This is a genomic window from Agromyces luteolus (genome assembly GCF_009729855.1).
GTDB lineage: Bacteria > Actinomycetota > Actinomycetes > Actinomycetales > Microbacteriaceae > Agromyces > Agromyces luteolus.
Map to the genome: position 1 here is coordinate 141,657 of NZ_WODA01000017.1, position 21,274 is coordinate 162,930.

General features: G+C 71.5%; 17 protein-coding genes. 5 read left to right on the forward strand and 12 right to left on the reverse strand.

Going from position 1 to position 21,274, the window contains the following annotated elements; translation table 11 throughout:
• The first annotated feature begins 98 nt into the window (after nucleotides 1-98).
• The 5 genes from GLX25_RS09400 (at nucleotide 99) to GLX25_RS09420 (ending at nucleotide 4,237) form a co-directional block, all read left to right on the forward strand.
• Complete coding sequence (locus GLX25_RS09400) at nucleotides 99-911, forward strand: hypothetical protein (protein ID WP_155842226.1); 813 nt, start codon at nucleotides 99-101, stop codon at nucleotides 909-911.
• Nucleotides 908-2,593 carry an amidohydrolase gene (locus GLX25_RS09405; protein WP_155842227.1) on the forward strand — a complete coding sequence of 562 codons (1,686 nt, stop codon included), beginning with the start codon at nucleotides 908-910 and terminating at the stop codon, nucleotides 2,591-2,593. Before GLX25_RS09400 ends, GLX25_RS09405 begins: the two co-directional genes overlap by 4 nt.
• A gap of 278 nt (nucleotides 2,594-2,871) precedes the next feature.
• Nucleotides 2,872-3,345: an ArsR/SmtB family transcription factor gene (locus GLX25_RS09410; protein ID WP_155842228.1), complete on the forward strand. Its 474-nt coding sequence runs from the start codon at nucleotides 2,872-2,874 to the stop codon at nucleotides 3,343-3,345.
• A 2-nt stretch (nucleotides 3,346-3,347) separates the two neighbouring features.
• Nucleotides 3,348-4,001, forward strand: coding sequence for an SRPBCC family protein (locus GLX25_RS09415; protein ID WP_155842229.1), 654 nt, complete (start codon nucleotides 3,348-3,350; stop codon nucleotides 3,999-4,001).
• A 74-nt stretch (nucleotides 4,002-4,075) separates the two neighbouring features.
• Nucleotides 4,076-4,237: a hypothetical protein gene (locus tag GLX25_RS09420; RefSeq protein ID WP_155842230.1), complete on the forward strand. Its 162-nt coding sequence runs from the start codon at nucleotides 4,076-4,078 to the stop codon at nucleotides 4,235-4,237.
• A gap of 18 nt (nucleotides 4,238-4,255) precedes the next feature.
• On the opposite strand, the gene GLX25_RS09425 is transcribed toward GLX25_RS09420, so the two are convergent.
• From GLX25_RS09425 to GLX25_RS09480, 12 genes are all read right to left on the reverse strand, one after another.
• Nucleotides 4,256-5,806 (reverse strand): APC family permease, encoded by a 1,551-nt coding sequence (locus GLX25_RS09425; protein WP_155842231.1) that lies wholly within the window; start codon nucleotides 5,804-5,806, stop codon nucleotides 4,256-4,258.
• A gap of 11 nt (nucleotides 5,807-5,817) precedes the next feature.
• Nucleotides 5,818-6,693: a universal stress protein gene (locus GLX25_RS09430; protein WP_166548653.1), complete on the reverse strand. Its 876-nt coding sequence runs from the start codon at nucleotides 6,691-6,693 to the stop codon at nucleotides 5,818-5,820.
• On the reverse strand, nucleotides 6,690-8,075 hold the full coding sequence (locus tag GLX25_RS09435) for a flavin monoamine oxidase family protein (protein ID WP_155842232.1): 1,386 nt from the start codon (nucleotides 8,073-8,075) through the stop codon (nucleotides 6,690-6,692). The genes GLX25_RS09430 and GLX25_RS09435 overlap by 4 nt, the downstream gene beginning before the upstream one ends.
• Before the next feature lie 108 nt (nucleotides 8,076-8,183).
• A complete protein-coding gene (locus tag GLX25_RS09440; protein ID WP_155842233.1) occupies nucleotides 8,184-9,650 on the reverse strand; it encodes an NAD-dependent succinate-semialdehyde dehydrogenase in 1,467 nt (488 codons plus the stop codon).
• A gap of 43 nt (nucleotides 9,651-9,693) precedes the next feature.
• Nucleotides 9,694-11,019, reverse strand: a complete 1,326-nt coding sequence (locus GLX25_RS09445; protein WP_155842234.1) for a Glu/Leu/Phe/Val family dehydrogenase — start codon at nucleotides 11,017-11,019, stop codon at nucleotides 9,694-9,696.
• Entirely contained in the window at nucleotides 11,016-12,374 is a 1,359-nt protein-coding gene (gene gabT / locus GLX25_RS09450) for a 4-aminobutyrate--2-oxoglutarate transaminase (RefSeq protein ID WP_155842235.1), read from the reverse strand. Before gabT ends, GLX25_RS09445 begins: the two co-directional genes overlap by 4 nt.
• A 137-nt stretch (nucleotides 12,375-12,511) precedes the next feature.
• Complete coding sequence (locus GLX25_RS09455; RefSeq protein WP_155842236.1) at nucleotides 12,512-14,419, reverse strand: ABC transporter permease; 1,908 nt, start codon at nucleotides 14,417-14,419, stop codon at nucleotides 12,512-12,514.
• A 2-nt stretch (nucleotides 14,420-14,421) separates the two neighbouring features.
• Nucleotides 14,422-15,591: an ABC transporter substrate-binding protein gene (locus GLX25_RS09460; RefSeq protein ID WP_155842237.1), complete on the reverse strand. Its 1,170-nt coding sequence runs from the start codon at nucleotides 15,589-15,591 to the stop codon at nucleotides 14,422-14,424.
• A gap of 81 nt (nucleotides 15,592-15,672) precedes the next feature.
• Nucleotides 15,673-16,815: an ABC transporter ATP-binding protein gene (locus tag GLX25_RS09465; protein WP_166548654.1), complete on the reverse strand. Its 1,143-nt coding sequence runs from the start codon at nucleotides 16,813-16,815 to the stop codon at nucleotides 15,673-15,675.
• 80 nt (nucleotides 16,816-16,895) lie between these two features.
• Nucleotides 16,896-18,467: a DHA2 family efflux MFS transporter permease subunit gene (locus GLX25_RS09470; RefSeq protein ID WP_155842239.1), complete on the reverse strand. Its 1,572-nt coding sequence runs from the start codon at nucleotides 18,465-18,467 to the stop codon at nucleotides 16,896-16,898.
• A gap of 31 nt (nucleotides 18,468-18,498) precedes the next feature.
• Nucleotides 18,499-20,124 carry an LVIVD repeat-containing protein gene (locus GLX25_RS09475; protein WP_166548655.1) on the reverse strand — a complete coding sequence of 542 codons (1,626 nt, stop codon included), beginning with the start codon at nucleotides 20,122-20,124 and terminating at the stop codon, nucleotides 18,499-18,501.
• 125 nt (nucleotides 20,125-20,249) lie between these two features.
• Nucleotides 20,250-21,218 (reverse strand): LysR substrate-binding domain-containing protein, encoded by a 969-nt coding sequence (locus tag GLX25_RS09480; RefSeq protein ID WP_155842241.1) that lies wholly within the window; start codon nucleotides 21,216-21,218, stop codon nucleotides 20,250-20,252.
• Between the last annotated feature and the right edge of the window lie 56 nt (nucleotides 21,219-21,274).

Below are 21,274 nucleotides of genomic sequence, written 5' to 3' on the forward strand. Positions count from 1 at the left end.
ACCCCTTCCCAACCGGCGGGTCGACGTGAATAATAAACGAACACCATTCGTTAGAGCGGATGCCACACCGGGCGCACCGCGAATCGTCCCCCCGCACCGTGATCCTCGCCGTGGTGCCGATGATCGGCCTCGCGCCGGCGAGCGTGTTCGGCGTGCTCGCGGTGTTCTCGCTCGCGATGCTCGCCACCACGGCGTGGCTGCCCGCGGCGCCCATCCTCGCTCCCGCCGCGAGCGACGCGGCCGCGGCATCCGCCACCGCATTCTCGCCGGGCTCGCGACGCGTGACCATCGCCGGGTTCGCCCTGCTCGCCTGCTTCGCCCTCTGGGCCGTGAGCGAGGACTCGCTGTGGGCCATGGCCGGCGTCATGGGCGCCGAGCAGGCCGCGCTCACGCCCGAGGGCCTCGGCCTCGCGCTGAGCGGCGCGACCGCGGGCGGCATCCTCGGCGCCATCCTGATCACGGTCGTCGGCGACCGGTTCGGGCGCGCGCTGCCGCTCGCGATCCTGCTGGCCGCCGGCGGCATCCTGAAGATCGTCGAGTCGACCGTGACCGACCCCACCGCGTTCATCGTCGTGTTCATCGTGTGGAACACCATCTACGCCGTCGCGTTCCTCTACTTCGTGTCGACGGCTGCGGCGCTCGACGCCGACGGGCGCTGGTCGGGCCCGCTGCTCGCGGTCTACCTCGTCGGCTCGGCGCTCACGCCGGTGATCGGCGCCGCGCTCGTCGAGGCGTTCGGCTTCCAGGGCTTCGGCATCGTGCTCGGCATCGCGAGCTTCGCGCTCATCACCCCGGTCGTGCTCGTCGCACGGTTCTCGCGCGAGGCGCAGGCCGCCGAGGCGGCGACGGATGCCGCGGCCGCGAGCCCGACGTCAGCGGACGCCGCCGATGCGCAGGAGGTCCGCGCATGACCCGCCGCACCGTGTACGTGAACGCGCGGGTGTTCACCGCCGACGAGCCAGCGTGGGCGGAGGCGATCGCCGTCGACGACGGGACGATCCTCGCCGTCGGGACGGAGCCCGAGGTCCGGGCCGCCGTCGGCGGCGCCGACCCGGGCGGCGCGGACGTCGAGACCGTCGACCTCGACGGACGGCTCGTGCTGCCCGGCGTCATCGACGCGCACACGCACCTCGTCATGATGGGCGAGGCGCTCGGCCGGGTCGGCCTGACCGACGCGCGCTCGCTCGACGAGATCCGGGCGCGACTCGTCGCGGCGCGGGCTGCGGCACCAGACGCACCCCGCGTGCTCGGCCGCGGCTGGCTGTTCGACTCCGTCCCGGGCAGCGCACCCACCGCGGCGATGCTCGACGAGGTGCTTCCCGACGTGCCCATCTACCTGGACGCCAACGACTACCACTCGTGCTGGGTCAACTCGGCGGCGCTGGCCGAGCTCGGCATCACGCGCGACACCCCCGACCCGATCGGCGGCCGCATCGGCCGCGACGCCGAGGGCGAGCCCGACGGCATGCTCTACGAGACCGCCGCGCAGCAGTACGCCTGGGAGCACCTCGCCGCGCAGGCGACCGACGCCGACCGCGATGCCGCCGTCGAGCGGACGATCGCCGCCTACCTCGCGACCGGCGTCACGGGCGTCGTCGACATGGCGTTCGACGAGCTCGGGCTCGCGGCGTTCCGCCGCGCCGCGGAGCGGCGCGGCGGCACCCTGCCGATCCGGGTCGTCGCGCACTGGTTCGTCGCGAACACGGGCGACGCGTCGGCGAACCTCGCGCAGGTCGCGCGCGCGGCCTCGCTCGCGGACGAGGTCGCCACGCCGTGGCTCCGGATCGCCGGGATCAAGCTCGTGCTCGACGGCGTGATCGACGCGTGCACGGCCGCGATGCGGCATCCGTACGTCGACGGGTCGAACGCCGAGCCGATCTGGCCGCTCGAGGCCCTGGAGCCCGTGGTCGCCGCCGCCGACGCGGCCGGTCTCCAGGTCGCGCTGCACGCGATCGGCGACGCGGCGAGCGGGATCGCGCTCGACGCGCTCGAGCACGCGCACGCGGTCAACGGCGACCGCGACCGCCGGCACCGCATCGAGCACCTCGAGTTCGTCGACCGGGCGGATGTCGCGCGCCTCGCGCGCCTCGGCGTCGTCGCGTCGATGCAGCCCGTGCACGCCGACCCGGCGATCTGGGCGAACTGGGCCGCGATGCTCGGCGACGAGCGCGCCGACCGCGGATTCCCGTGGACCGAGATCACCGACGCGGGCGCCGTGCTGGCGTTCTCGACGGACGCGCCGACGGCGCCGCACGAGGCACTGCCGAACCTGTACGTCGCCGCGACGAGGCGCTCGGCGCTCGACGACTCGTTCCCGGCGAACCATCCGGAGTACGCCGTGCCGCTCGCCGACGCCGTGCGGCACGCGACGCGCGACGCGGCCTACTCGTGCCGCGAGGAGGGGTCGCGCGGACGGCTGGCGCCGGGGCTCGCGGCCGACTTCGCGGTGATCGACCGGGACCCCTTCGAGCTCGGCGACGACGCGCTGCTCGAGGCCCGCGTCATCCGCACGGTCGTCGCGGGCCGCACCGCGTACCGGGCCGACGCGCGCCCGACCGAGTCGACGGATCGCGGGGCGCGCGCCGCCGCCTGACGCGCGGGGCCCGGGCATGTCGCGCCCGCGGCGCCCCCAATCGAGAAGTCGAAGATGGCGGGTCGCTCCCGCCATCTGCGACCGTTCGCACCCGCGCCCACTCCCCAGCCCGTGAAGGCCGCGGGCTCGATGCGATCGAGAAGTCGCAGATGCACGGCTCGTGCCGCCATCTGCGACTTCTCGATCTCGCGTGCCTGCGCGAGGCGGGCCAGACGTGGCCCGCGAGATCAGATAATTCGATCTTGACTTATATAAGGCGTGAGCGAATAATGAATGACATGCACGCGCTCGACATCCTCGGAGAACCGGTCCGTCGCCGGATCCTCGAGCTGCTCGCCGACGGCGAGCTGGCCGCCGGCGACGTCGGGCGCATCGTGCAGGCCGAGTTCGGCATCAGCCAGCCCGGCGTCTCGCAGCACCTCCGCGTGCTGCGCGAGTCCGGATTCGCGACCGTACGCGCCGAGGGCACCCGGCGCCTGTACGCGCTCGATCCCGATCCGCTCGCCGAGGCCGCGCAGTGGTTCACGCCGTTCGAGCGGTTCTGGAAGCCGCGACTGGACGCGCTCGGCACCGAGCTCGCCCGCGGGCGCCGGCAACGGCGGCTCGCGGCATCCGCCGACCCGGCCGCGCCGTCACCGCCCGGCCCGCCCGACGACCCCGGCCCGCCGGAGACCCCCGGCCGACCCACGACACCGCGCCCGAGCCGTCCCGACCCGACGACCGCGGCGCACCCACCGGAGCAGGAGCACTGACCATGGACATCCGAGCCCAGATCGACGCGGTCGACCGCGAGGTCGACACCGTGGAGCGCGACGGCGAGCGCCTGCGCGTGCAGACCCTCGCCCAAACCTACCCGTCGCCGATCGACGACGTGTGGGACGCCCTCACGACGGCCGAGCGCATCCCGCGCTGGTTCCTGCCGGTGAGCGGCGACCTGCGGCTCGGCGGCACGTACCAGCTCGAGGGCAACGCGGGCGGCACCATCACGGCGTGCGACGCACCGAACTCGTTCACCGCGACGTGGGAGTACGGCGGCGGCACGACCTGGATCACGGTGCGGCTCACCGAGGTCGACGCGGAGCGCACGCGCTTCGAGCTCGAGCACGTCGCGCGCGCCGCCGACGTCACCGACGAGATGTGGGCGCAGATGGGCCCCTCCCCCACCGGCATCGGGTGGGACGGCGCGCTGCTCGGCCTCGCACTGCACTTCACCACACGCGAGATCCGGCCCGACAACTCCGCCGAGTGGCTGCAGTCCGACGAGGGCATGGCCTTCATGCGGCTGAGCGCCGACGAGTGGGCGCGAGCGGATGTCGCGGCCGGCGCCGACCCCGCGACCGCCGCGGCTGCGGCCGACCTCGTCTACGGCATGTACACGGGCGCCGCGCCCGCGCCGATGGGCGAGTAGGCCGGGCGGGCCCCGACCGCACCGCACCGCACCGATCCCCGCACCAGCTGCTGCCGAGCATCGAGAAGTCGCAGATGCACGGCCGCACCCTGCATCCGCGACTTCTCGAGCACGCGGCCGAGCGCGACGCACGGGGCGCTGCGCCCGGCGCGGCGCGCGGCAACGCCGAACCGCCCCGCCGGGTGTCGCCGGCGGGGCGGTTCGCGTTCACGCGCGGGGTCGGCACGGTGAGGTGACACCGGCCCCGCACGGGCTCAGTCGGCGGACGCCCGCGAAAGCACCTCGCCGCGGAAGAACGCCGGACGCTTGATCGCCTGCCAGATCATGATCACGACACCCGTGAGCAGCACGACCATGCCGAGGATGAACACCAGGCCGACGCCGCCGATGTTCGACCCGCTGCCGTAGTCGGGGTCCATGCTGTCGACGAGCGTCGTCACGAAGAGCACCGACAGGATGACGCCGCCCACGAGCGGGAACAGCAGCGTGAAGAAGAACTCGCGCACCGAGCGGAACCACGTCTTCCGGAAGAACCACACCGCCGCGAACGCGGTGATGCCGTAGTAGAAGCAGATCATCATGCCGAGCGCCGTGATCGTGTCCCACAGGACGTTCTCGCTCACGAACCGCATGACGGCGTAGAAGACGGATGCCACGACCGCCGAGACGATCGTCGCGTACCCGGGCGTGAAGAAGCGCGGGCTGACCTGCGCGAACTTCGGCGGCAGGGCGCCGTAGTGGCCCATCGCGAGGAGGGTGCGCGCCGGCGACACGAACGTCGACTGCAGCGACGACGCCGAGCTCGTGAGCACCGCGAGCGAGACGAGCACCGCGAGCGGGCCGAGGATCGGCCCCGCGAGCGCGAAGAACACGTTGTCCTGGATGTCGGGGTTGCCGAGGCCGAACTCGCCGGTGCCGACGCCCGCGAACGAGATGAGCGAGACCGAGATGAGCAGGTAGAGCGTGACGATGATGAGCACGGAGAGGGTCGCCGCGCGACCCGGGGTTTTCTCGGCGCCCTTGGTCTCCTCGTTCATCGTGAGCGTGACGTCCCAGCCCCAGAAGATGAAGATCGACAGCGACAGGCCCGCCGCGAGCGCGCTGAAGTCGCTCACCGCGAACGGGTTGAACCAGCTGAGCTCGATCGGCGTCGCGTCGAACGCGTTGCCGTTCGCGACCTCGACGAGCGCCGCGACCGAGAACAGCACGAGCACGGCGACCTGGAAGCCGACGAGCCAGTACTGCAGCTTCTGCGTGGTGCGCATGTCGCGGTACGAGATCATCGTCGCGCCGAGCATGAAGAGCAGGCACACGACGACGTTGACGAACGGGTTCGCCGCGATGTCGGCGATCTCGGGGTTGCCCACGACCTGCGAGATGAGCAGGAAGAGGAAGTCGACCGCGATGCCGGCGAGGTTCGAGAGCACGAGGATCGTCGCCGCGACGAGGCCCCAGCCCGCCATCCACCCGATCCACGGGCCGAAGGCGCGCGTGGCCCAGGTGAACGACGTGCCCGAGTCGGGCATGCGCCGGTTGAGCTCGCGGTAGCCGAACGCGACGAGCAGCATCGGGATGAACCCGAGCAGGATGATCGCGGGCACCTGGGTGCCGACCTCGGACACCGTCGGACCGAGCGCGGCGGTCAGCGTGTACGCCGGAGCGATGCACGAGATGCCGATGACGATCGCGCCGATGAGGCCGACGGAACCGGCCGACAGGCCCTTCTTGGTGATGCCGTGCTCGGACGAGTCGACCGCGCGGGTCGCCTCGGTGAGCGGGGCCTGGTCAGGGGTGTGGTGCGACATTGCAGCGTCTTTCAGGAGCGGGTGGTGCGGGGCACCACGATCATCGGTGCCGGGAGCTCGCGCAGCATCTTCGCCGCGGTCGAACCCAGGAACAGGTGGCGCGGCGCCGCGAGGCGGCTCGAGCCGACGAGCACGAGCTCGCCCTGGTGCCAGTCGAGCGCGCGGACCGCGTGCTCGATGGTCTCGCCCGTCGCGGTCTCGACGGTCGCCTCGATGCCGTCCGGAAGCGCCTGGCGGGCCTCGTCGAGCACCTCCTCGGCGTGCACCGAGCTGGTGAGCGCGGCGAGGTCGGCGTCGAGGCCGGCGGGAAGGTCGATGGGCACGAGCGAGAGCAGGCGCAGCGGCGCGTGCGTCGCGCGTGCGAGTCGGATGGCCGACTCGAGCAGGGCGTCGGCGCCCGGGCGGGTGCCGACCGCGGCCGTGATGCGCGTGATGCCCTGCGATGCGGGCAGCTCGCGGGACCCGGACGGGGCGAGGAGCACCGGCACGTCGGAGGAGTGCAGCAGCTCGTTCGCGACCGAGCCGATGCGCGACCGGCCGAGGAGGCCGCCGCGCGCGGTGCCGATCACGATGAGGCGCGCGTCGAACTCGTGCGCGGCCTCGATGAGGCCCTCGGCGAACGACTCGGCGTAGCGGAGGTGCAGCTTCGAGGCGACATCCGCCCCCAGGTGCTTCGACGCCTCTTCGAGCCACTCGCGCGACTGCGCGCGCAGGTGCCGCTCGTAGCCGGCGTCCGCCGGGACGCTCGAGTTGCCGACCTCGGACGGGAGGACCATGACGACCTCGAGCGGCGCGTCGGCCGAGGCCGCGAGGCGGCTCGCGACTGCGAGCGCGTCGGCGCCCGCGGCGTTCGCGGTGTACCCGACCAGGATGCCGGTGCCGGTCACGCGAGTGCCCCGCGCGCCTCGAGCGCCTCGAGCGCCTGCGACGCGACGAGCCGCCCCATCCGGATGGCGCCGTCGACGTGCTGGTAGCCCTTGCCCGCCATGTCGGAGCACGCGAAGCGGATCGGGCCGACGGGCGTGCGGAGGTCGGCGCCGTAGCGCGCGAGGCCGCCCATGTCGAAGCTCGCGGCGTACGCGCCGCGGGTCCACTCCTCCGAGCCCCAGTCGGACTCGTAGTAGACGACCGGGTGCTTGGCCTGCTCGCCGTAGTAGTGCGACAGCGACTCGAGGATGCGCTCCCTGCGCTCCTCGGCGGAGAGGCGGAAGACCTCGTCGGCCGCCTCGTCGGAGACGAAGCCCACGAGCGTGCCGCGGGTGTCGCCGTGGTTGGTGTTGTCGTACGCCTCGTGCGAGAGCTCGTACGGGCTGAACGCGGTGCCCGAGAGGCCCTGCTCGCGCCAGAACGGCGTCTCGTAGACGGCGTGCACCTTGATGACGAAGCCCATGGAGACGTGCTGGTGCATCTGGTGCTGGAGGCGCGGGAGCGGCGGCTCGTACGAGATGCGGTCGTAGAGGATCGGCGCGAGCGCGAGCACGACCTGCTGCGCGTGCACCTCGAGCTCGTCGCTGATCACGGTGACGCCCGCCTCGGGCGCCTCGGGATTCCAGCGGATGGTGCGCACGGGCTGACCGAGCTTCACGGCGTCGCCGAGGCGCTCGGCGAGGCGGATCGGCACCTGCTGGAGACCGCCGACGACGCGCTTGTCGAGGATGAAGTCGGCGTCGACGAGGTTCGAGAACGAGCCCGCGGATGCCGCCATGAGCAGCGCCTGCAGCGCCGAGAACGCGTGGGTCGGCTTGGTGAGCATCGCACCGGCGATGAACATGCCGATGTTGAGCTTCGCCTCCTCGTCGTCGGTCTGCGTGCCGAGCCACTCGGCGAACGAGATCTCGTCGAGCTCCTTGGCGCGCGGGTGCGCCCACGGCGCCTCGGGGTCGATCTCGGCGACGAGCTGGTCGAGCTTCTCGATGAGTCCGACGATCTCGCCCTCGGTCTGCGCGGGCACGGGGAAGATCTCGCCCTCGAACAGGCGGCGCTCGCCGTCCTCGGCGATGTAGACGTTCCGGCCCTCGCGGTAGCGCTCGTACGTCTCGAGGCCGAGCTCGTCGAGGGTTTCGATGAGCGCGTCCTGGTCGGGCGAGACCCACTGGCCGCCGATCTCGAGCATGGCGCCGTCGACGTCGCCGGTCCAGAGGCGGCCGCCGACGCGGTCGCGGGCCTCGAGCACGACGACGTCGCGCCCGGCCTTCACGAGCTCGGTCGCGGCCGTGAGGCCCGAGGCGCCTGCGCCGACGATGACGACGTCGGTCTCGATGCGTTGCATGGTTCTGGTCTGCTTTCTGTGCACGCTGGGGATCGAGTAGGCCCGGAGGCCGTACCGAGATCTCGATACGCGGCTGCGCCGCTACTCGATCACCAGCACGATCCGGTCTCAGGCCGGGATCAGGGTGTACTTCGTGTCGAGGAACTCGTGGATGCCCTCGAAGCCGCCCTCGCGGCCGATGCCCGACTGCTTGACGCCGCCGAAGGGGGCGGCCGCGTTCGAGACGAGGCCCGTGTTGAGGCCCATCATGCCGGTGTCGAGGCGGTCGATCATGCGGTGGCCGCGGGCGAGGTCCTGCGTGAACACGTAGGAGATGAGGCCGTACTCCGTGGAGTTCGCGAGGCGCACGGCCTCGTCCTCGTCGGCGAACGTGGTGATGCCGAGAACCGGCCCGAAGATCTCCTCGCGGAGCAGGCGCGCATCGGCCGCCACGTCGTGGAGCACCGTCGGCGCGTAGAACGAGCCCGCGCCGTCGATCGGCGCTCCCCCGGCGAGGACCGTCGCGCCCTTGTCCACGGCGTCCGTCACCAGCTCGTGCGTCGACGCGACCGCGTCGTCGTCGATCAGCGGCCCGATGTGCACGCCGTCCTCCGTGCCGCGGCCGACCTGCATGCCCGTGACCCGCTCGCTCACGCGGCGCGCGAACTCCGAGGCCACCGACTCGTGCACGATGAAGCGGTTCGCCGCCGTGCACGCCTGGCCGATGTTGCGGAACTTCGCGACCATCGCGCCCTCGACCGCCTTGTCCAGGTCGGCGTCCTCGAACACGACGAACGGGGCGTTGCCGCCGAGCTCCATCGAGGTGCGGAGGATGCCCTGCGCGGACTGCTCGATGAGCTTGCGGCCGACCTCGGTCGAACCCGTGAACGAGAGCTTGCGCAGGCGCGGGTCGGCGATGATCGGGGCCGAGACCTTGGACGAGCTCGTCGTGGTGACGACGTTCACGACGCCCTTCGGCAGCCCGACCTCCTCGAGCAACTGCACGAACGCGATGGTCGTGAGCGGCGTGAGGGCGGCGGGCTTGACGACGACCGTGCAGCCCGCGGCGAGCGCCGGCGCGATCTTGCGGGTCGCCATCGCGAGCGGGAAGTTCCACGGCGTGATGAAGTACGACGGTCCGACGGGGCGCTGCGCGACCACGATGCGGCCGGTGCCCTCGGGGTTCCAGCCGTAGCGGCCGGTGATGCGCACGGCCTCCTCGCTGAACCAGCGGAGGAACTCGCCGCCGTACTTGACCTCGCCGCGCGCCTCGGCGAGCGGCTTGCCCATCTCGAGGGTCATGAGGAGCGCGAAGTCGTCGGCGCGCTCCATGAGCGTGTCGAAGGCGCGGCGGAGGATCTCGCCGCGCTCGCGCGGCGCGGTCGCAGCCCAGGCATCCTGCGCGGCGACGGCCGCGTCGAGCGCGCGGATGCCGTCGGCCGCCGACGCGTCGGCGATGGTCTTGATCACGTCGCCCGTGGCCGGGTCGCGGACCTCGAAGGTCTTCCCGCCCTCGGCGGCGACCCACTCGCCGCCGATGTAGAGGCCGTCGGCGACCTGGTCGAGGAGTGCGGATTCCTGCGTTGCAGTGGTCATGCTCGGATGTCCGTTTCGTTCGGTGTGCGTTGAGGTCGCTCGATCACGGGTAGAGGCCGCGGAGGCGGTGCGCCTCGGCGACGCGCTCGACGGCCAGCGCCGTGGCGGCGGTGCGGAGCGAGAGGTCGCGGGCCTCGGCGTAGCCGAGGACATGACGCCAGGCGTTCAGCATCCGCTCCTCCAGTCTGCTCTCGACTTCGTCGACCCGCCACCAGTACGCCTGGTTGGCCTGGACCCACTCGAAGTACGAGACGATGACACCGCCCGCGTTGGCGAGGATGTCGGGGACGACGAGCACGCCGCGCTCCCGGAGGATCGCGTCGGCTGCGGGGGTGGTGGGGCCGTTCGCCCCCTCGACGACGACCTTCGCGAGCACGTCCGCGGCGTTGCCGCCGTGCAGCACGCCCTCGACGGCGGCCGGCACGAGCAGGTCGACGTCCTGGGTGAGCACCGCGTCGCGGTCGAGCGCGTCGCCGCCGGCGAAGCCGACGACCGAACCGGTGTCGCGCACGTGGTCGGAGAGCGCCTCGATGTCGAGCCCGGCGTCGTTGCGGACCGCGCCGTACTGGTCGCTGATCGCCGTGACGCGCACGCCGCCCTCGGCGAGGAACCGCGCGGCATCCGCACCGACCTTGCCGAAACCCTGCACGGCCGCGGTCGCGCGACCGGGCTCGATGCCGGCGTGGCGCAGCGCGGCGAGCGCGATGTGCGTCACGCCGCGGCTCGTGGCCGACGCGCGGCCGAGCGAGCCGCCGAGCGCGATGGGCTTGCCCGTGACGATGCCGGGCACCGTGTACCCGGAGTTCACCGAGTAGGTGTCCATCATCCAGGCCATGGTGCGCTCGTCGGTGCCGATGTCGGGCGCGGGGATGTCGCGCTCCGGCCCGATGATCGGCAGGATCTCGCTCGTGTACCGGCGGGTGACGCGCTCGAGCTCGCCGACCGAGTGGTCGCGCGGGTCGATAGCGATGCCGCCCTTCGCGCCGCCGTAGGGCACGTCGAGCAGGGCGCACTTCCAGGTCATCCACATGGCGAGCGCGCGCACCTCGTCGAGGTTCACGTTCGGCGCGTAGCGGAGGCCGCCCTTGGCGGGGCCGCGGCTGAAGTTGTGCTGAACGCGGTAGCCGAGGTACACCTCGGTCTCGCCGGAGTCGCGGCGCAGCGGCACCGCGACCGCCATCTCGCGACGCGGGGTCGCGAGCATGCGGTGCAAGCCCTCGCCGTAGCCGAGCAGCTCGATCGCCTCGGCCAGCTGGGCGCGGGCGTCGACGAGCGGGGTCGGCTCGGCGTCGGCGACCGCGAGAGCGGGCACGGATGCCGCGTCCGCGCGGACTACGGGCGACGCCGTCGTCGCCGTCACGGGGTTCATGCGCTGCGCAGCCCTTCCGCGACGACCTCGAGGCCCTCGACGAGCAGCTCGTCCGAGATGGTGAGCGGCGGGAGGAAGCGGATGACGTTGCCGTACGTGCCGCACGTGAGCACGAGCACGCCGTTGGCGTGGGCGTGCGCGGCGACCTTCGCGGTGAGCGCCGCGTCGGGCGCGCCGGTCACGGGGTCGACGAGCTCGACGGCGACCATGGCGCCGCGGCCGCGGACGTCGCCGATGCGCGGGTCGGCGGTGCGGAGCGCGTTCAGGCGGCCGATGAGCACCGAGCCGATCTGCCTGGCGCGCTCGATGAGGCCGTCCTCCTCGTAGGACTCGATGGCGGCGAGTCCCGCGGCGCAGGCGAGCGGGCTGCCCGCGTAGGTGCCGCCGAGGCCGCCGGCCATGGCGGAGTCCATGATGTCGGCGCGGCCGGTGACGGCCGAGAGCGGAAGGCCGCCGGCGATGCCCTTCGCGGTGACGATGACGTCGGGCACGATGCCCTCGTGCTCGCTCGCGAACCAGGCGCCGGTGCGGGCGAAGCCGGTCTGCACCTCGTCGGCGATGAAGACGACGTCGTTCGCGTTCGCCCACTCGACGAGCGCCGGCAGGAAGCCGGGGGCGGGCACGATGAAGCCGCCCTCGCCCTGGATGGGCTCGATGATGATCGCGGCGAGGTTCTCGGCGCCGATCTGCTTCTCGATCTGCGTGATGGCGCGGGCCGCGGCCTCTGCACCTGACAGGCCGCCGTCGCGGAAGGGGTAGCTGAGCGGCGCGCGGTAGACCTCGGGCGCGAACGGGCCGAAGCCGTTCTTGTAGGGGATGTTCTTCGCCGTGAGCCCCATCGTGAGGTTCGTGCGGCCGTGGTACGCGTGGTCGAAGGCGACGACGGCCATCTTCTTCGTGTGGTGGCGCGCGACCTTGATCGCGTTCTCGACGGCCTCGGCGCCCGAGTTGAAGAGCGCGGTGCGCTTCTCGTGGTCGCCGGGGGTGAGCTCGTTGAGCTTCTCGGCGACGGCGACGTACCCCTCGTAGGGCGCGACGGTGAAGCACGTGTGCGTGAACGCGTCGAGCTGCGCCTTCACGGCGTCGACGACGCGCGGGTTCGAGTTGCCGACGCCCGTGACGGCGATACCCGAGCCGAGGTCGATGATCGAGTTGCCGTCGGCGTCGACGATGACGCCGCCGCCGGCCGCGACGACCGAGACGGGGATCGTGTGCCCGACGCCCTTCGCGACGGCCTGCGCCTTGCGGGCGATGAGCTCCTGCGAGCGCGGGCCCGGGATGCTGGTGACGAGGCGGCGCTCCTGCGGGAGGGCGGGGCCGCCGACGGCGGTGGCCGTGGGTTCGACGATGGTCATGGGGTGCTCCGATGCGGTGACGACGGTGGCGATGTCGGGCAATGGTAGGCAGCCCGAAACGGATGCCACCCCCTCCCGGATGTACATCGGGAGGGGGTGGACGTGCCACGCCGTACAAATGGGAGCCCGCCGGGGGCTCAGCGGTGCGACAACTCCCGCACCTGCTCCGTCGCGACGGAACGCGTGTCGGTGGCATCCGGGTCATCCGTCGCCTCGACGGCCGCGGCCGCGGCGCCCAGCGCATCGGTCGCGCTCGCGACGACCCGACCCCGGCGCGATGCGCGCCCGATCGCGCGGAGCGACACGAGCCACTGCAGGCCGTAGCCGATCGCGAAGACGAGGAGCGTGAAGATCAGCGCCATGGCCGCCCCTTGGTCGGGCGCGTAGAGCTGCGCCGAGCGCGGGTTGATCATCGCGTACATGTAGACCGAGAGCGGTCGCGACTCGGGCGTGGCGAGGAAGGCCGGCAACGTGAACTCGTTGGTGCCGAGGATGAACATCTGGATCCAGACGGCGAACACCGTCGGGGCGAGCAGGGGCGCGACGATGCGGCGGAACCCCTCGAGCCGGCTCGCGCCGCTGATGAGCGCCGCCTCCTCGAGCTCCTTCCGGATCTGCAGCGTCGCGCTGAACCCGGCGCGATAGGCGATCGACACCCGGTAGGAGTACGCGATCGCGAGCGCCGCGATCGTGCCGACGAGCGGGATCACCGGGTTGATCACCATGAACGTCAGGAACATCGCGAAGCCGGCGATGACCGCGGGGATGGCGACGCTCGACGACGCGAAGAGGTCCATGCTCCTCGTCCACCCGGTCGCGCGGGCACGCGCGATCCCGTACGCCAGCACGGTCGCCGCGCCGCACGCGATCGTGGCGCTGCCGCCCGCGATGACGAGCGTACGGCCGAGCGACGCCCAGAACTCGCCGTCGGCGAGCACCTCGCCGAACGCGCCGAACTGCGTCTGCGTGCGGAGCGCGTCGAGCGAGAACGCCAGCGGGTACGGCGTGATCGCCGACCAGAGGAGGGCGAACAGCGGCAGCACGGCCGTGAGCATCGTGAAGACGAACACGGCCAGGAGCACCGGGACGCGCCATCCGCCCAGCTTCATGGTGGTGGGCCGGAACCCCTTGCCGGAGATCGAGGCACGCCGCTCGGCGTCGCGCGTCGCCCGGAGGTAGATCACGAACGCGATCGTCGTGATGACGAGGAACACGCACCCCCAGGCGGCCGCGAGGCCGTACTGCGGCAGTTCGCCCGCGCCCGCGCTGATCAGGGTCCAGAGCTTCAGGGCGAAGATCGACTTGCCGGACTCCTGGCCGAACAGCAGCGGCACCTCGAGGCTGCCGAGGCCGAGGATGAACGTCAGCACGGTCACGCCGAGCAGGCCGGGCCAGAGCATGGGCAGCGTGACCCGACGCAGGGTCTGCCCCCAACTCGCGCCGGAGACGCGCGCGGACTCCTCGAGCGAGCCGTCCATGCCCGTCAGGATCGGCACGATCATCAGGAACGGGAACGTCACGTTCGTGAGCGACTGGATGACGATCATCGTGGGGAACGAGTACGGGTCGATCGTCACGTCGGCCATGCCGGGCACGAGGTGGATCAGCTGGTTCAGCACGCCCGACTCGGGCGAGAGCATCAGCAGGTACGCCTGCGCCTTGACGATCGGCGGCACGATGAACGGCACGATGACGAGCAGCGAGATCACCCGCCGGAACGGGGCATCGGTCCGCACGGTCACCCACGCCAGGCCGAACGCCATGAGCAGCGACAGCACGGTCGAGCCGCCCACGAAGGCCGCGGTCGACCCGAGCACGGCCCAGAAGTCCTCGCGCAGCTCCCACAGGGTCGCGAAGTTGTCGACCGACCACCGTGCAGACGAGACGCCGAACGGGAGGAACGGACCACGGAAGGCCGTGATGACCTGCACCGCCAACGGGATGGCGAGCAGCAGGAAGATCACCGTTCCGGCGACGACCGTCGCGACCGTCATCGTGGTCGGCCGGGTCCGCCCGGCCCTCGTGGTCCGTTCCACCGTGGACATGGCTATCCGTTCAGCGCCGCGTCGGCAGCGTTCGTGAGGGCGATCCACTCGTCGCGGGTCGCCTCGGTCTCGGTCTCGGCGCCGTCCTCGATGCTCTGCAGCAGCGCCTCGGCGTTCGTCTTCATGAGGCCGGTCGCCTGCTCGAACAGCGACGACGGCAGGCCGGGGTAGGGCACCTGGGTCGTCGCGAACCGCTCGTCGGTCATGCGCAGCTCGAGCCACGTCGGGTCGTAGGCGTTCCAGAGCGCCCACAGCATGGCGCCCGGCTTGTTGGCGGCGTCGACGTTCACGCCCGAGAACTGGGCGAACACGCCCGAGTGCTCGAACGGCTGGGCCGCGAGGCTGGGGTTCGGGTTGAAGAGCGTCTGGTTCAGCGCGATCGGCACGTCGCCGCTCGACAGCGGCGAGTTCTGGTCCTCGAGCACCTGGAGCGATCCGGTCGACTTCAGTTCGCCGATCAGCTCGACCATGGCGTCCTCGCCCTCGGCCATGCCGTACCCGGAGAACACGATCGGGTTGTAGTTCGCGATCGAGACCTTGCCCTCGAACTCCGGCGCGAGCAGGTCGTCGAGGGAGGCCGGGGCCTCGATCCGGTCGGTGTTGACCTGCATGAGCGAGCCGTTCATGCTGTCGGGCAGCATCTCGGGGGCCCCGAGCTGGAGGAACTCCTCGGGGACGCCGAACTGCGTCCAGTCGACTTCGTCCCAGTACCCCTCGTCGGTCATCGCGGCGGCGGACAGCAGCGAGCCGGAGAGCACGTCGGTGTTGCGGCCGCCGGTGGCCTCGGCCGAGATGACGGCCGACGGCAGGTTGTAGGTCAGGCCTCGCGTCTCGATCTCGATGTCGGGGTAGCGCGCGTTGAACTCGGCGATCACCTCGGGGGCGAGCTCGTACCAGTCCCAGACCACGAGCCGACCGCCGTCGGTCTCCTTGGCCTGCTCGTAGAGGGCGTCCATCTGCCGGTCGATCTCGGGCCAGAAGTCCTCGTAGAAGTTCTCGCAGCGGGTGAAGGCGCCGATCTCGACCGCGTCGCAGGTCGCGCCGGTGGTCGCGTCGCCGGCCGGTTCGAGCGCCGCGGGCGCCTCCTCCCGACTCGAGCTGCAGGAGCTGAGCAGCAGCATGCCCGCTGCGGCGAGGGCGACGGTGCCGCCCCGGAAGGTACGTACGTTCATGATCCCTGGTGCCTCTCTGTCGATGGAACGGATGGTGGAGCGGGTGGAGCGGGTGGTGCGGTGGGTTGAGGGGTGGGTCGCCTACGCCGCGAGCACGCGGCAGGCCTGCGGCGCGAGCTCGAGGAAGACCGAGCTCCCCTCCGCGGGCGAGTCCATGGGGGCGCCGCGCGCGACGATGCGCCCGACGGTGGTCTGCTCGTGCACGATCTCGGCCTCGTACTCGACGATCTCGCCGAGGAACTCGACCCGGGCCACCCGGGCGGCGAGCAGGTTGGGTCGGTCGACGGATGCCTCGTGCCAGCGCACGCTCTCGGGACGGATCGTCACGGTGACCTCGGCCCCGGTTCCGCTCCCGGCCGGGCACGGCGTGACGAGCTTGGTCCCGAACGCCTCGACCAGGGCGTCGCCGTTCGCGTCGCGATCGCGCACGACCGCGGGGATGAGGTTCACCCGGCCGACGAAGTCGGCGACGAAGCGGTCGGCGGGCGCGAAGTACAGCTCCTTCGGCGCGGCCTCCTGCACGATCCGCCCGCCGTTCATCACGGCGACGCGGTCGGACATCGACAGCGCCTCGGACTGGTCGTGCGTGACGTAGAGCGCCGTGATGCCGAGGCGCTGCTGGAGGCCGCGGAGCTCGTTGCGCATCGTGTCGCGGAGCTTCGCGTCGAGGTTGCTCAGCGGTTCGTCGAGGAGCAGCAGCCGCGGTCGGTGCGCGAGCGCCCGGGCGAGCGCGAGTCGCTGCTGCTGGCCGCCGGACAGCGCGGTCGCCGGTCGATGCGCGTAGGCGTCGAGCTGCACGAGCTCGAGGGCCTCCATCGCGCGCTTCCTGGCCTCCTTCTTCGGCAGCTTCCCCGCAGAGACCTGCAGGGGGAAGACCGCGTTGGCGAACACGCTCATGTGCGGCCAGATCGCGTAGTTCTGGAAGACCATGCCGACGTCCCGCTTGTCGGGCGAGACATGCTCGCTCCCCGTCGAGAGCACCCGCCCGTCGAGCGAGATCACGCCTCCGTCGCTCGTCTCGAGCCCCGCGACGCACCGGAGCGTGGTCGTCTTGCCGCAGCCGGAGGGTCCGAGGAGCGAGGTGAACGTGCCGGGCTCGATGGTGAAGCTGACGCCCTTCACCACGGGGACCTCGGCCCCGTCGAGTCGGTACTGCTTCTGGAGGCCGTCGACGACGAGTCGGCCGCCTCCGCGTGCGTCGGTCATGTCGGCGGTCGTGGTCACGGCCGGCCCCCTTCGGCGATGTTTGTATTCTGGATCCAAGGACGCGTCGGCGAACGCCCCGGCGGAACGTGCGGCGGTCATCAGCGTTCGGCCCCCGAGGTCGAGACCCGCGTGCGAACGGATGCCTGGGCGCGAGCGGATGCCTCCGAGCTCGCGGGTGCTGCGGGGCCGGCGGTGCTCGAGGCATCCGGCCCCTCACCCCACCCGACGGTGACCTTCGGCTTCGCGAAGCACAGCACGACGACCGCGCAGAGCGCGAAGGCGGCGACCGCGAGCAGGAGCGACTGGCCCATGGCGACCGAGAACCCGTCGGCGAACGCGGCCGGAAGCCCGCCGCCCGAGCCGGGCGTCGCCTCGTCGGCGTCGAAGCCGGGCACCTGCGCCGACAGGAGGACGCTCATCAGCGCGGCGATCGCCGCGGAGCCGAGCACCGACCCGATCTGCCGGGTCAGCGTGTACACCCCCGAGCCTGCGCCGGCGTGCTCGCGTGCGAGGTTCCGGGTCGCGGTCGAGGCGAGCGGCGCGAAGACGCCCGAGATGCCGATCCCGAGCAGCGCCGACGGCAGGAGCAGCAGCCAGAGCGGGGCATCCGGTCGGAGGACTGCGGCGTACCAGCCGAGCGCGCCCGCCGAGATCGACAGCCCGGCGAAGGCCACCCACTTCGGGTCGACGCGGTCGCTGAACCGCCCGACGAACGGCGCGAGCACGCCCGACACGACCGCCATCGGCGCGAGCATGAGCGCCGCCTGGGTCGGCGTGAGCCCGCGTGCCACCTGGAGGAAGAACGCGAGCGGGAGCGGCATGGCGATCATGGCGACGCCGACGAGCGAGATCGCGACGTTCGAGAGCGCGAAGTTCCGGTCGCGGAACAGGACGAGCGGCAGCAGCGGCTCGGTGCGGGTGAGCGCCTGCCACGCGACGAAGGCCAGCATCACGACCACGCCGGACGCGATGACGCCCCAGACGGTCACCGGGCCGACGATGGTGCCCCAGTCGTACGTCGGCCCCTCCTGCACGCCGAACACGATGAGGAACATGCCGACCGCGCTGAGCAGCACGCCGAGCCAGTCGAACCGGTGCACCCGCGTCTCGAGGCTCGGCACGAGCCGCCAGGCGGCGACGAAGGCGATGATCCCGACGGGCACGTTGACGAAGAACACCCATTGCCAGCCGAGCGAGTCGACGAGCACGCCGCCGAGGATCGGGCCGAGGAGCGTCGCGACGCCGGCGACCGAGCCCCAGAGGCCCATCGCCGCCCCGCGCTGGTTCGGCGGGAAGACCCGCGTGATCACGGCCATCGTCTGCGGGGTCATCAGCGCGGCGCCGAGGCCCTGTGCGGCGCGCGCCGCGATGAGCATCGTGATCTCGCCGGACAGCCCGCACCAGAGCGACGCGAGCGTAAAGACCACGAGCCCGACGAGGTAGACCCGCTTCGGGCCGAAGCGGTCGCCGAGCCGGCCCGTGATCAGCAGCGGCACGGCGTAGGCGAGCAGGTAGGCGCTGGTGACCCAGATCACCGTCGTCAGGTCGGTGTCGAGGTCGGCGAGGATCGCGGGGTACGCGATCGACACGATCGTCGTGTCGACGAGGATCATGAAGAACCCGATGACGAGCGCCCAGAGGGCGGGCCAGGGTCTGGTGCTCCGGTTCATGGTCGGCATTCGCAGGCGGATGGCTCGGGGCTCAGGTCGCGTCGGGCCGGTCGGCGCCCGGCAGGCCCACGACCGGTTCGCCGAGCAGGGGCGTCGAGACCGCGTAGATGCCGTGGTTCGCGAACAGCCAGATGAGGTTGCGGTCCCACTCGACGAAGATGCCGTGCACGGGCGCCGCGAGGTCGTCGTCGTCCTTCAGGCCCATGGGCGGCACGAAGTAGGCGCCCACCTTCGGGTCCTCGGGGTCGCGCACGTCGAAGACCTGCAGGCCGGCGGCGTAGAACGCGTAGGGGATCACGCCGCCGTGCGGGGTGCCGGTGTTCGTGAAGTAGCCCGAGCGCTTCGGGCCGAACGAGCCCCGGCGCTGCGCCCAGTCGGTGAACTTCGCCTCAGCGGGCGGCACCGGGCGGGGCAGCGTGCGCACGACGTGCGGGTTCGTCGGGTCGCTCACGTCGACCTGGTAGATCTCCTTGGCGGGCTCGTAGCAGTCCGTGTTCATGGGGTAGCCCGAGACGTAGACGTAACCGGTCTCCTCGACCTGGGTCGTGTCGACGTTGTCGCCCTCGGTGCCGGCGACGCTCGTCGGGAGCTGACACCAACCGACGTGGTGGATGTTCGAGGGGTCGGAGACATCCAGCACGAAGAATCCCTGCCCGCCCTGGGCGGCGTAGGCGTACCTGCCGCCGGCCTCGACCGATCTCGGCATGAACACGCCCATGCGCGAGCCGAACCAGCTCGTCCGATTGTTCCAGCGGTCGTTGCCGGCCAGGTACTCGGAGTCGGCCTCCTCGCCCGCGCGGGTGCCGGGCACCCACCAGGTCGAGAGCAGCTCGGGCTTCGACGGGTCGGAGACGTCGTAGGCCGCGTGGCCGGCGGCCCAGAGCGTCGTCTTGTACGGCTGGTTGGTGAAGGTGTTGTCGGGTGCGGTGGCCACGAAGAGGTACCGGCCGCCGTAGTAGACGGGCAGGTCGAGCACGCCGTTGCCCTCCTGGATCTCGTCGGGCCCGTGGTTCGGGTCGGTCGAGACCTGGGTGAGCAGGGTCCAGTCGCGCGGGCTCGGGCCGTTCATCTGCCAGGTGCGGAACCCGCGGAGGCCCTCCCATTCCGTCAGCTGGCCCTCGACGGTGTCGTCGGTCCACTTGTTGGCGACGCGGCCCTTCAGGAAGTAGCGGGGCGTCTCGCTCGCCTGGATCGCGATGTGCATGCCGAGCCGCTCGTTCCACTGCACCGTGGTCGCGCCGAACTCGGGGCGGGGGTCGCCCCAGCCCCACTGCTCCTCGTCGACGACCTTCAGGTCGCGGGGATCGGTGATGTCGTAGAGCTTCCAGTGGTTGCCGCCGCCGTAGTGCAGCATGTAGCGCGTGCCCTCCCAGTCGTAGATGCACTGCCACGAGTGGCTCGTGTTCACGACGATCGGGTAGAACGCCTCCGCCTTCGCGTTCAGCGCGTAGGTCTCGGGGTCGCGGTAGTCCAGCTGTCCCGGCCAGTCGACGAACACGTCGCGCGGCACCGACGGCGTGTGCGCCGGCGGCAGGAAGGTCCCGTCGGGCTGCATCCCCCACGTCCCGGGCTCGGGGTCGGACGGCTCGCCGACGACCCGCTCGAAGTCCTCGGGACGGTACTTCTTCGCTTCGGCTACGTAGGGGGATCCGGCCATGACGCCTCCAGGGTCGGGAGAAGAATCGGGTTCGACGCCTCGATGCGTCGACCCCTTCAGCGTCATCGGCCGGATCGATGCTGTCCAATATCTATACGGGTCGTTGCCATGACCGTATGGGCATATCAGCCGGATGGCGCGGCATCCGCCGTCGCGTACTCGCGCTCGAGCGCCGCGAGCCGAGCCCCCTCCTCCCGCAGGTGCACGAGGAGCGCGGCGGCCGCCGGAGAGGGCGTGCGATCCTTCGGCAGCGTGACCCCGACCGATCGGCGGATCGAGCTCAGGGGCGTCGGCAGGATCTTCACGTCGCGGTCGTCGACCGCGATGAACATCGGCAGCGCGGCGATGACGTCCGTCGACACGAGGAGGCTCCGCATCGTCAGCATCGACGTGCACTCGACCCGATCGGCCGGCAGCGGGAGTCCCTCGTGGAAGAACACCGCCTCGAGCTCGGCGCGGAGCGCCGTCTGCGCGACGGGGAAGATCCAGGGGTAGGCGAGCAGCTCGGCGAGCGAGGTGCCCCTCGATCCGGCATGGACCGGATGCCCCGCGCGCGCCACGAGCCGGATGGGCTCCTGGTGCAGGCGCTCCTGTTCGAGTCGCACGGGCACGGTCGGCGAGAGCCGGCCGACCGTCAGGTCGAGGTCGCCCGAGAGCAGGAACTGCTGCAGCATGTCGGGCGTGCCCTCGCGGACGACCACGGTGAGGCGTGGATGCTCAGCCTTCAGCGCGGCGATCGCACGGGGCAGCAGCAGGTTCGAGCCGGCGAGGTGCGTGCCGACCGTGACCGTGCCGAGCTGGCCGGTCTGCAGGAGGCGGACCTCCTCGTCGGCTGCGCGGAGCTCGGCGATCACGGACCGGGCGCGCTCGATGAACGGCGCGCCGTACTGCGTCGGAGCGACGCCCCGCGGCATCCGCTCGAACAGCTGCACCCCGAGGAGGTCCTCGACCTCGCGGAGGCCGCGGGTCACGACGGGCTGGGTGATGTGCAACGACTCGGCAGCGCGCACGAGCGTGCCCTCGTCGGCGATGGCGGTGATGAGCACGAGGTGCCGGAGCTTGAGACGGCCGTCGAGGAGTCGATCGGTGACCATGGCCGGGACTATAGCCGGATGGGCATGGCAGCGCATCAAAGGAGCATTTGTCGGCA

Coding starts and splice junctions, on each gene's coding strand:
- GLX25_RS09405 (WP_155842227.1), top strand. CDS start 908: ATGACCCGCCGCACCGTGTACGTGAACGCGCGGGTGTTCACCGCCGAC.
- GLX25_RS09410 (WP_155842228.1), top strand. CDS start 2,872: ATGCACGCGCTCGACATCCTCGGAGAACCGGTCCGTCGCCGGATCCTC.
- GLX25_RS09415 (WP_155842229.1), top strand. CDS start 3,348: ATGGACATCCGAGCCCAGATCGACGCGGTCGACCGCGAGGTCGACACC.
- GLX25_RS09420 (WP_155842230.1), top strand. CDS start 4,076: ATGCACGGCCGCACCCTGCATCCGCGACTTCTCGAGCACGCGGCCGAG.
- GLX25_RS09425 (WP_155842231.1), bottom strand. CDS start 5,806: ATGTCGCACCACACCCCTGACCAGGCCCCGCTCACCGAGGCGACCCGC.
- GLX25_RS09435 (WP_155842232.1), bottom strand. CDS start 8,075: ATGCAACGCATCGAGACCGACGTCGTCATCGTCGGCGCAGGCGCCTCG.
- GLX25_RS09440 (WP_155842233.1), bottom strand. CDS start 9,650: ATGACCACTGCAACGCAGGAATCCGCACTCCTCGACCAGGTCGCCGAC.
- GLX25_RS09445 (WP_155842234.1), bottom strand. CDS start 11,019: ATGAACCCCGTGACGGCGACGACGGCGTCGCCCGTAGTCCGCGCGGAC.
- gabT (WP_155842235.1), bottom strand. CDS start 12,374: ATGACCATCGTCGAACCCACGGCCACCGCCGTCGGCGGCCCCGCCCTC.
- GLX25_RS09455 (WP_155842236.1), bottom strand. CDS start 14,419: ATGTCCACGGTGGAACGGACCACGAGGGCCGGGCGGACCCGGCCGACC.
- GLX25_RS09460 (WP_155842237.1), bottom strand. CDS start 15,591: ATGAACGTACGTACCTTCCGGGGCGGCACCGTCGCCCTCGCCGCAGCG.
- GLX25_RS09470 (WP_155842239.1), bottom strand. CDS start 18,467: ATGAACCGGAGCACCAGACCCTGGCCCGCCCTCTGGGCGCTCGTCATC.
- GLX25_RS09475 (WP_166548655.1), bottom strand. CDS start 20,124: ATGGCCGGATCCCCCTACGTAGCCGAAGCGAAGAAGTACCGTCCCGAG.
- GLX25_RS09480 (WP_155842241.1), bottom strand. CDS start 21,218: ATGGTCACCGATCGACTCCTCGACGGCCGTCTCAAGCTCCGGCACCTC.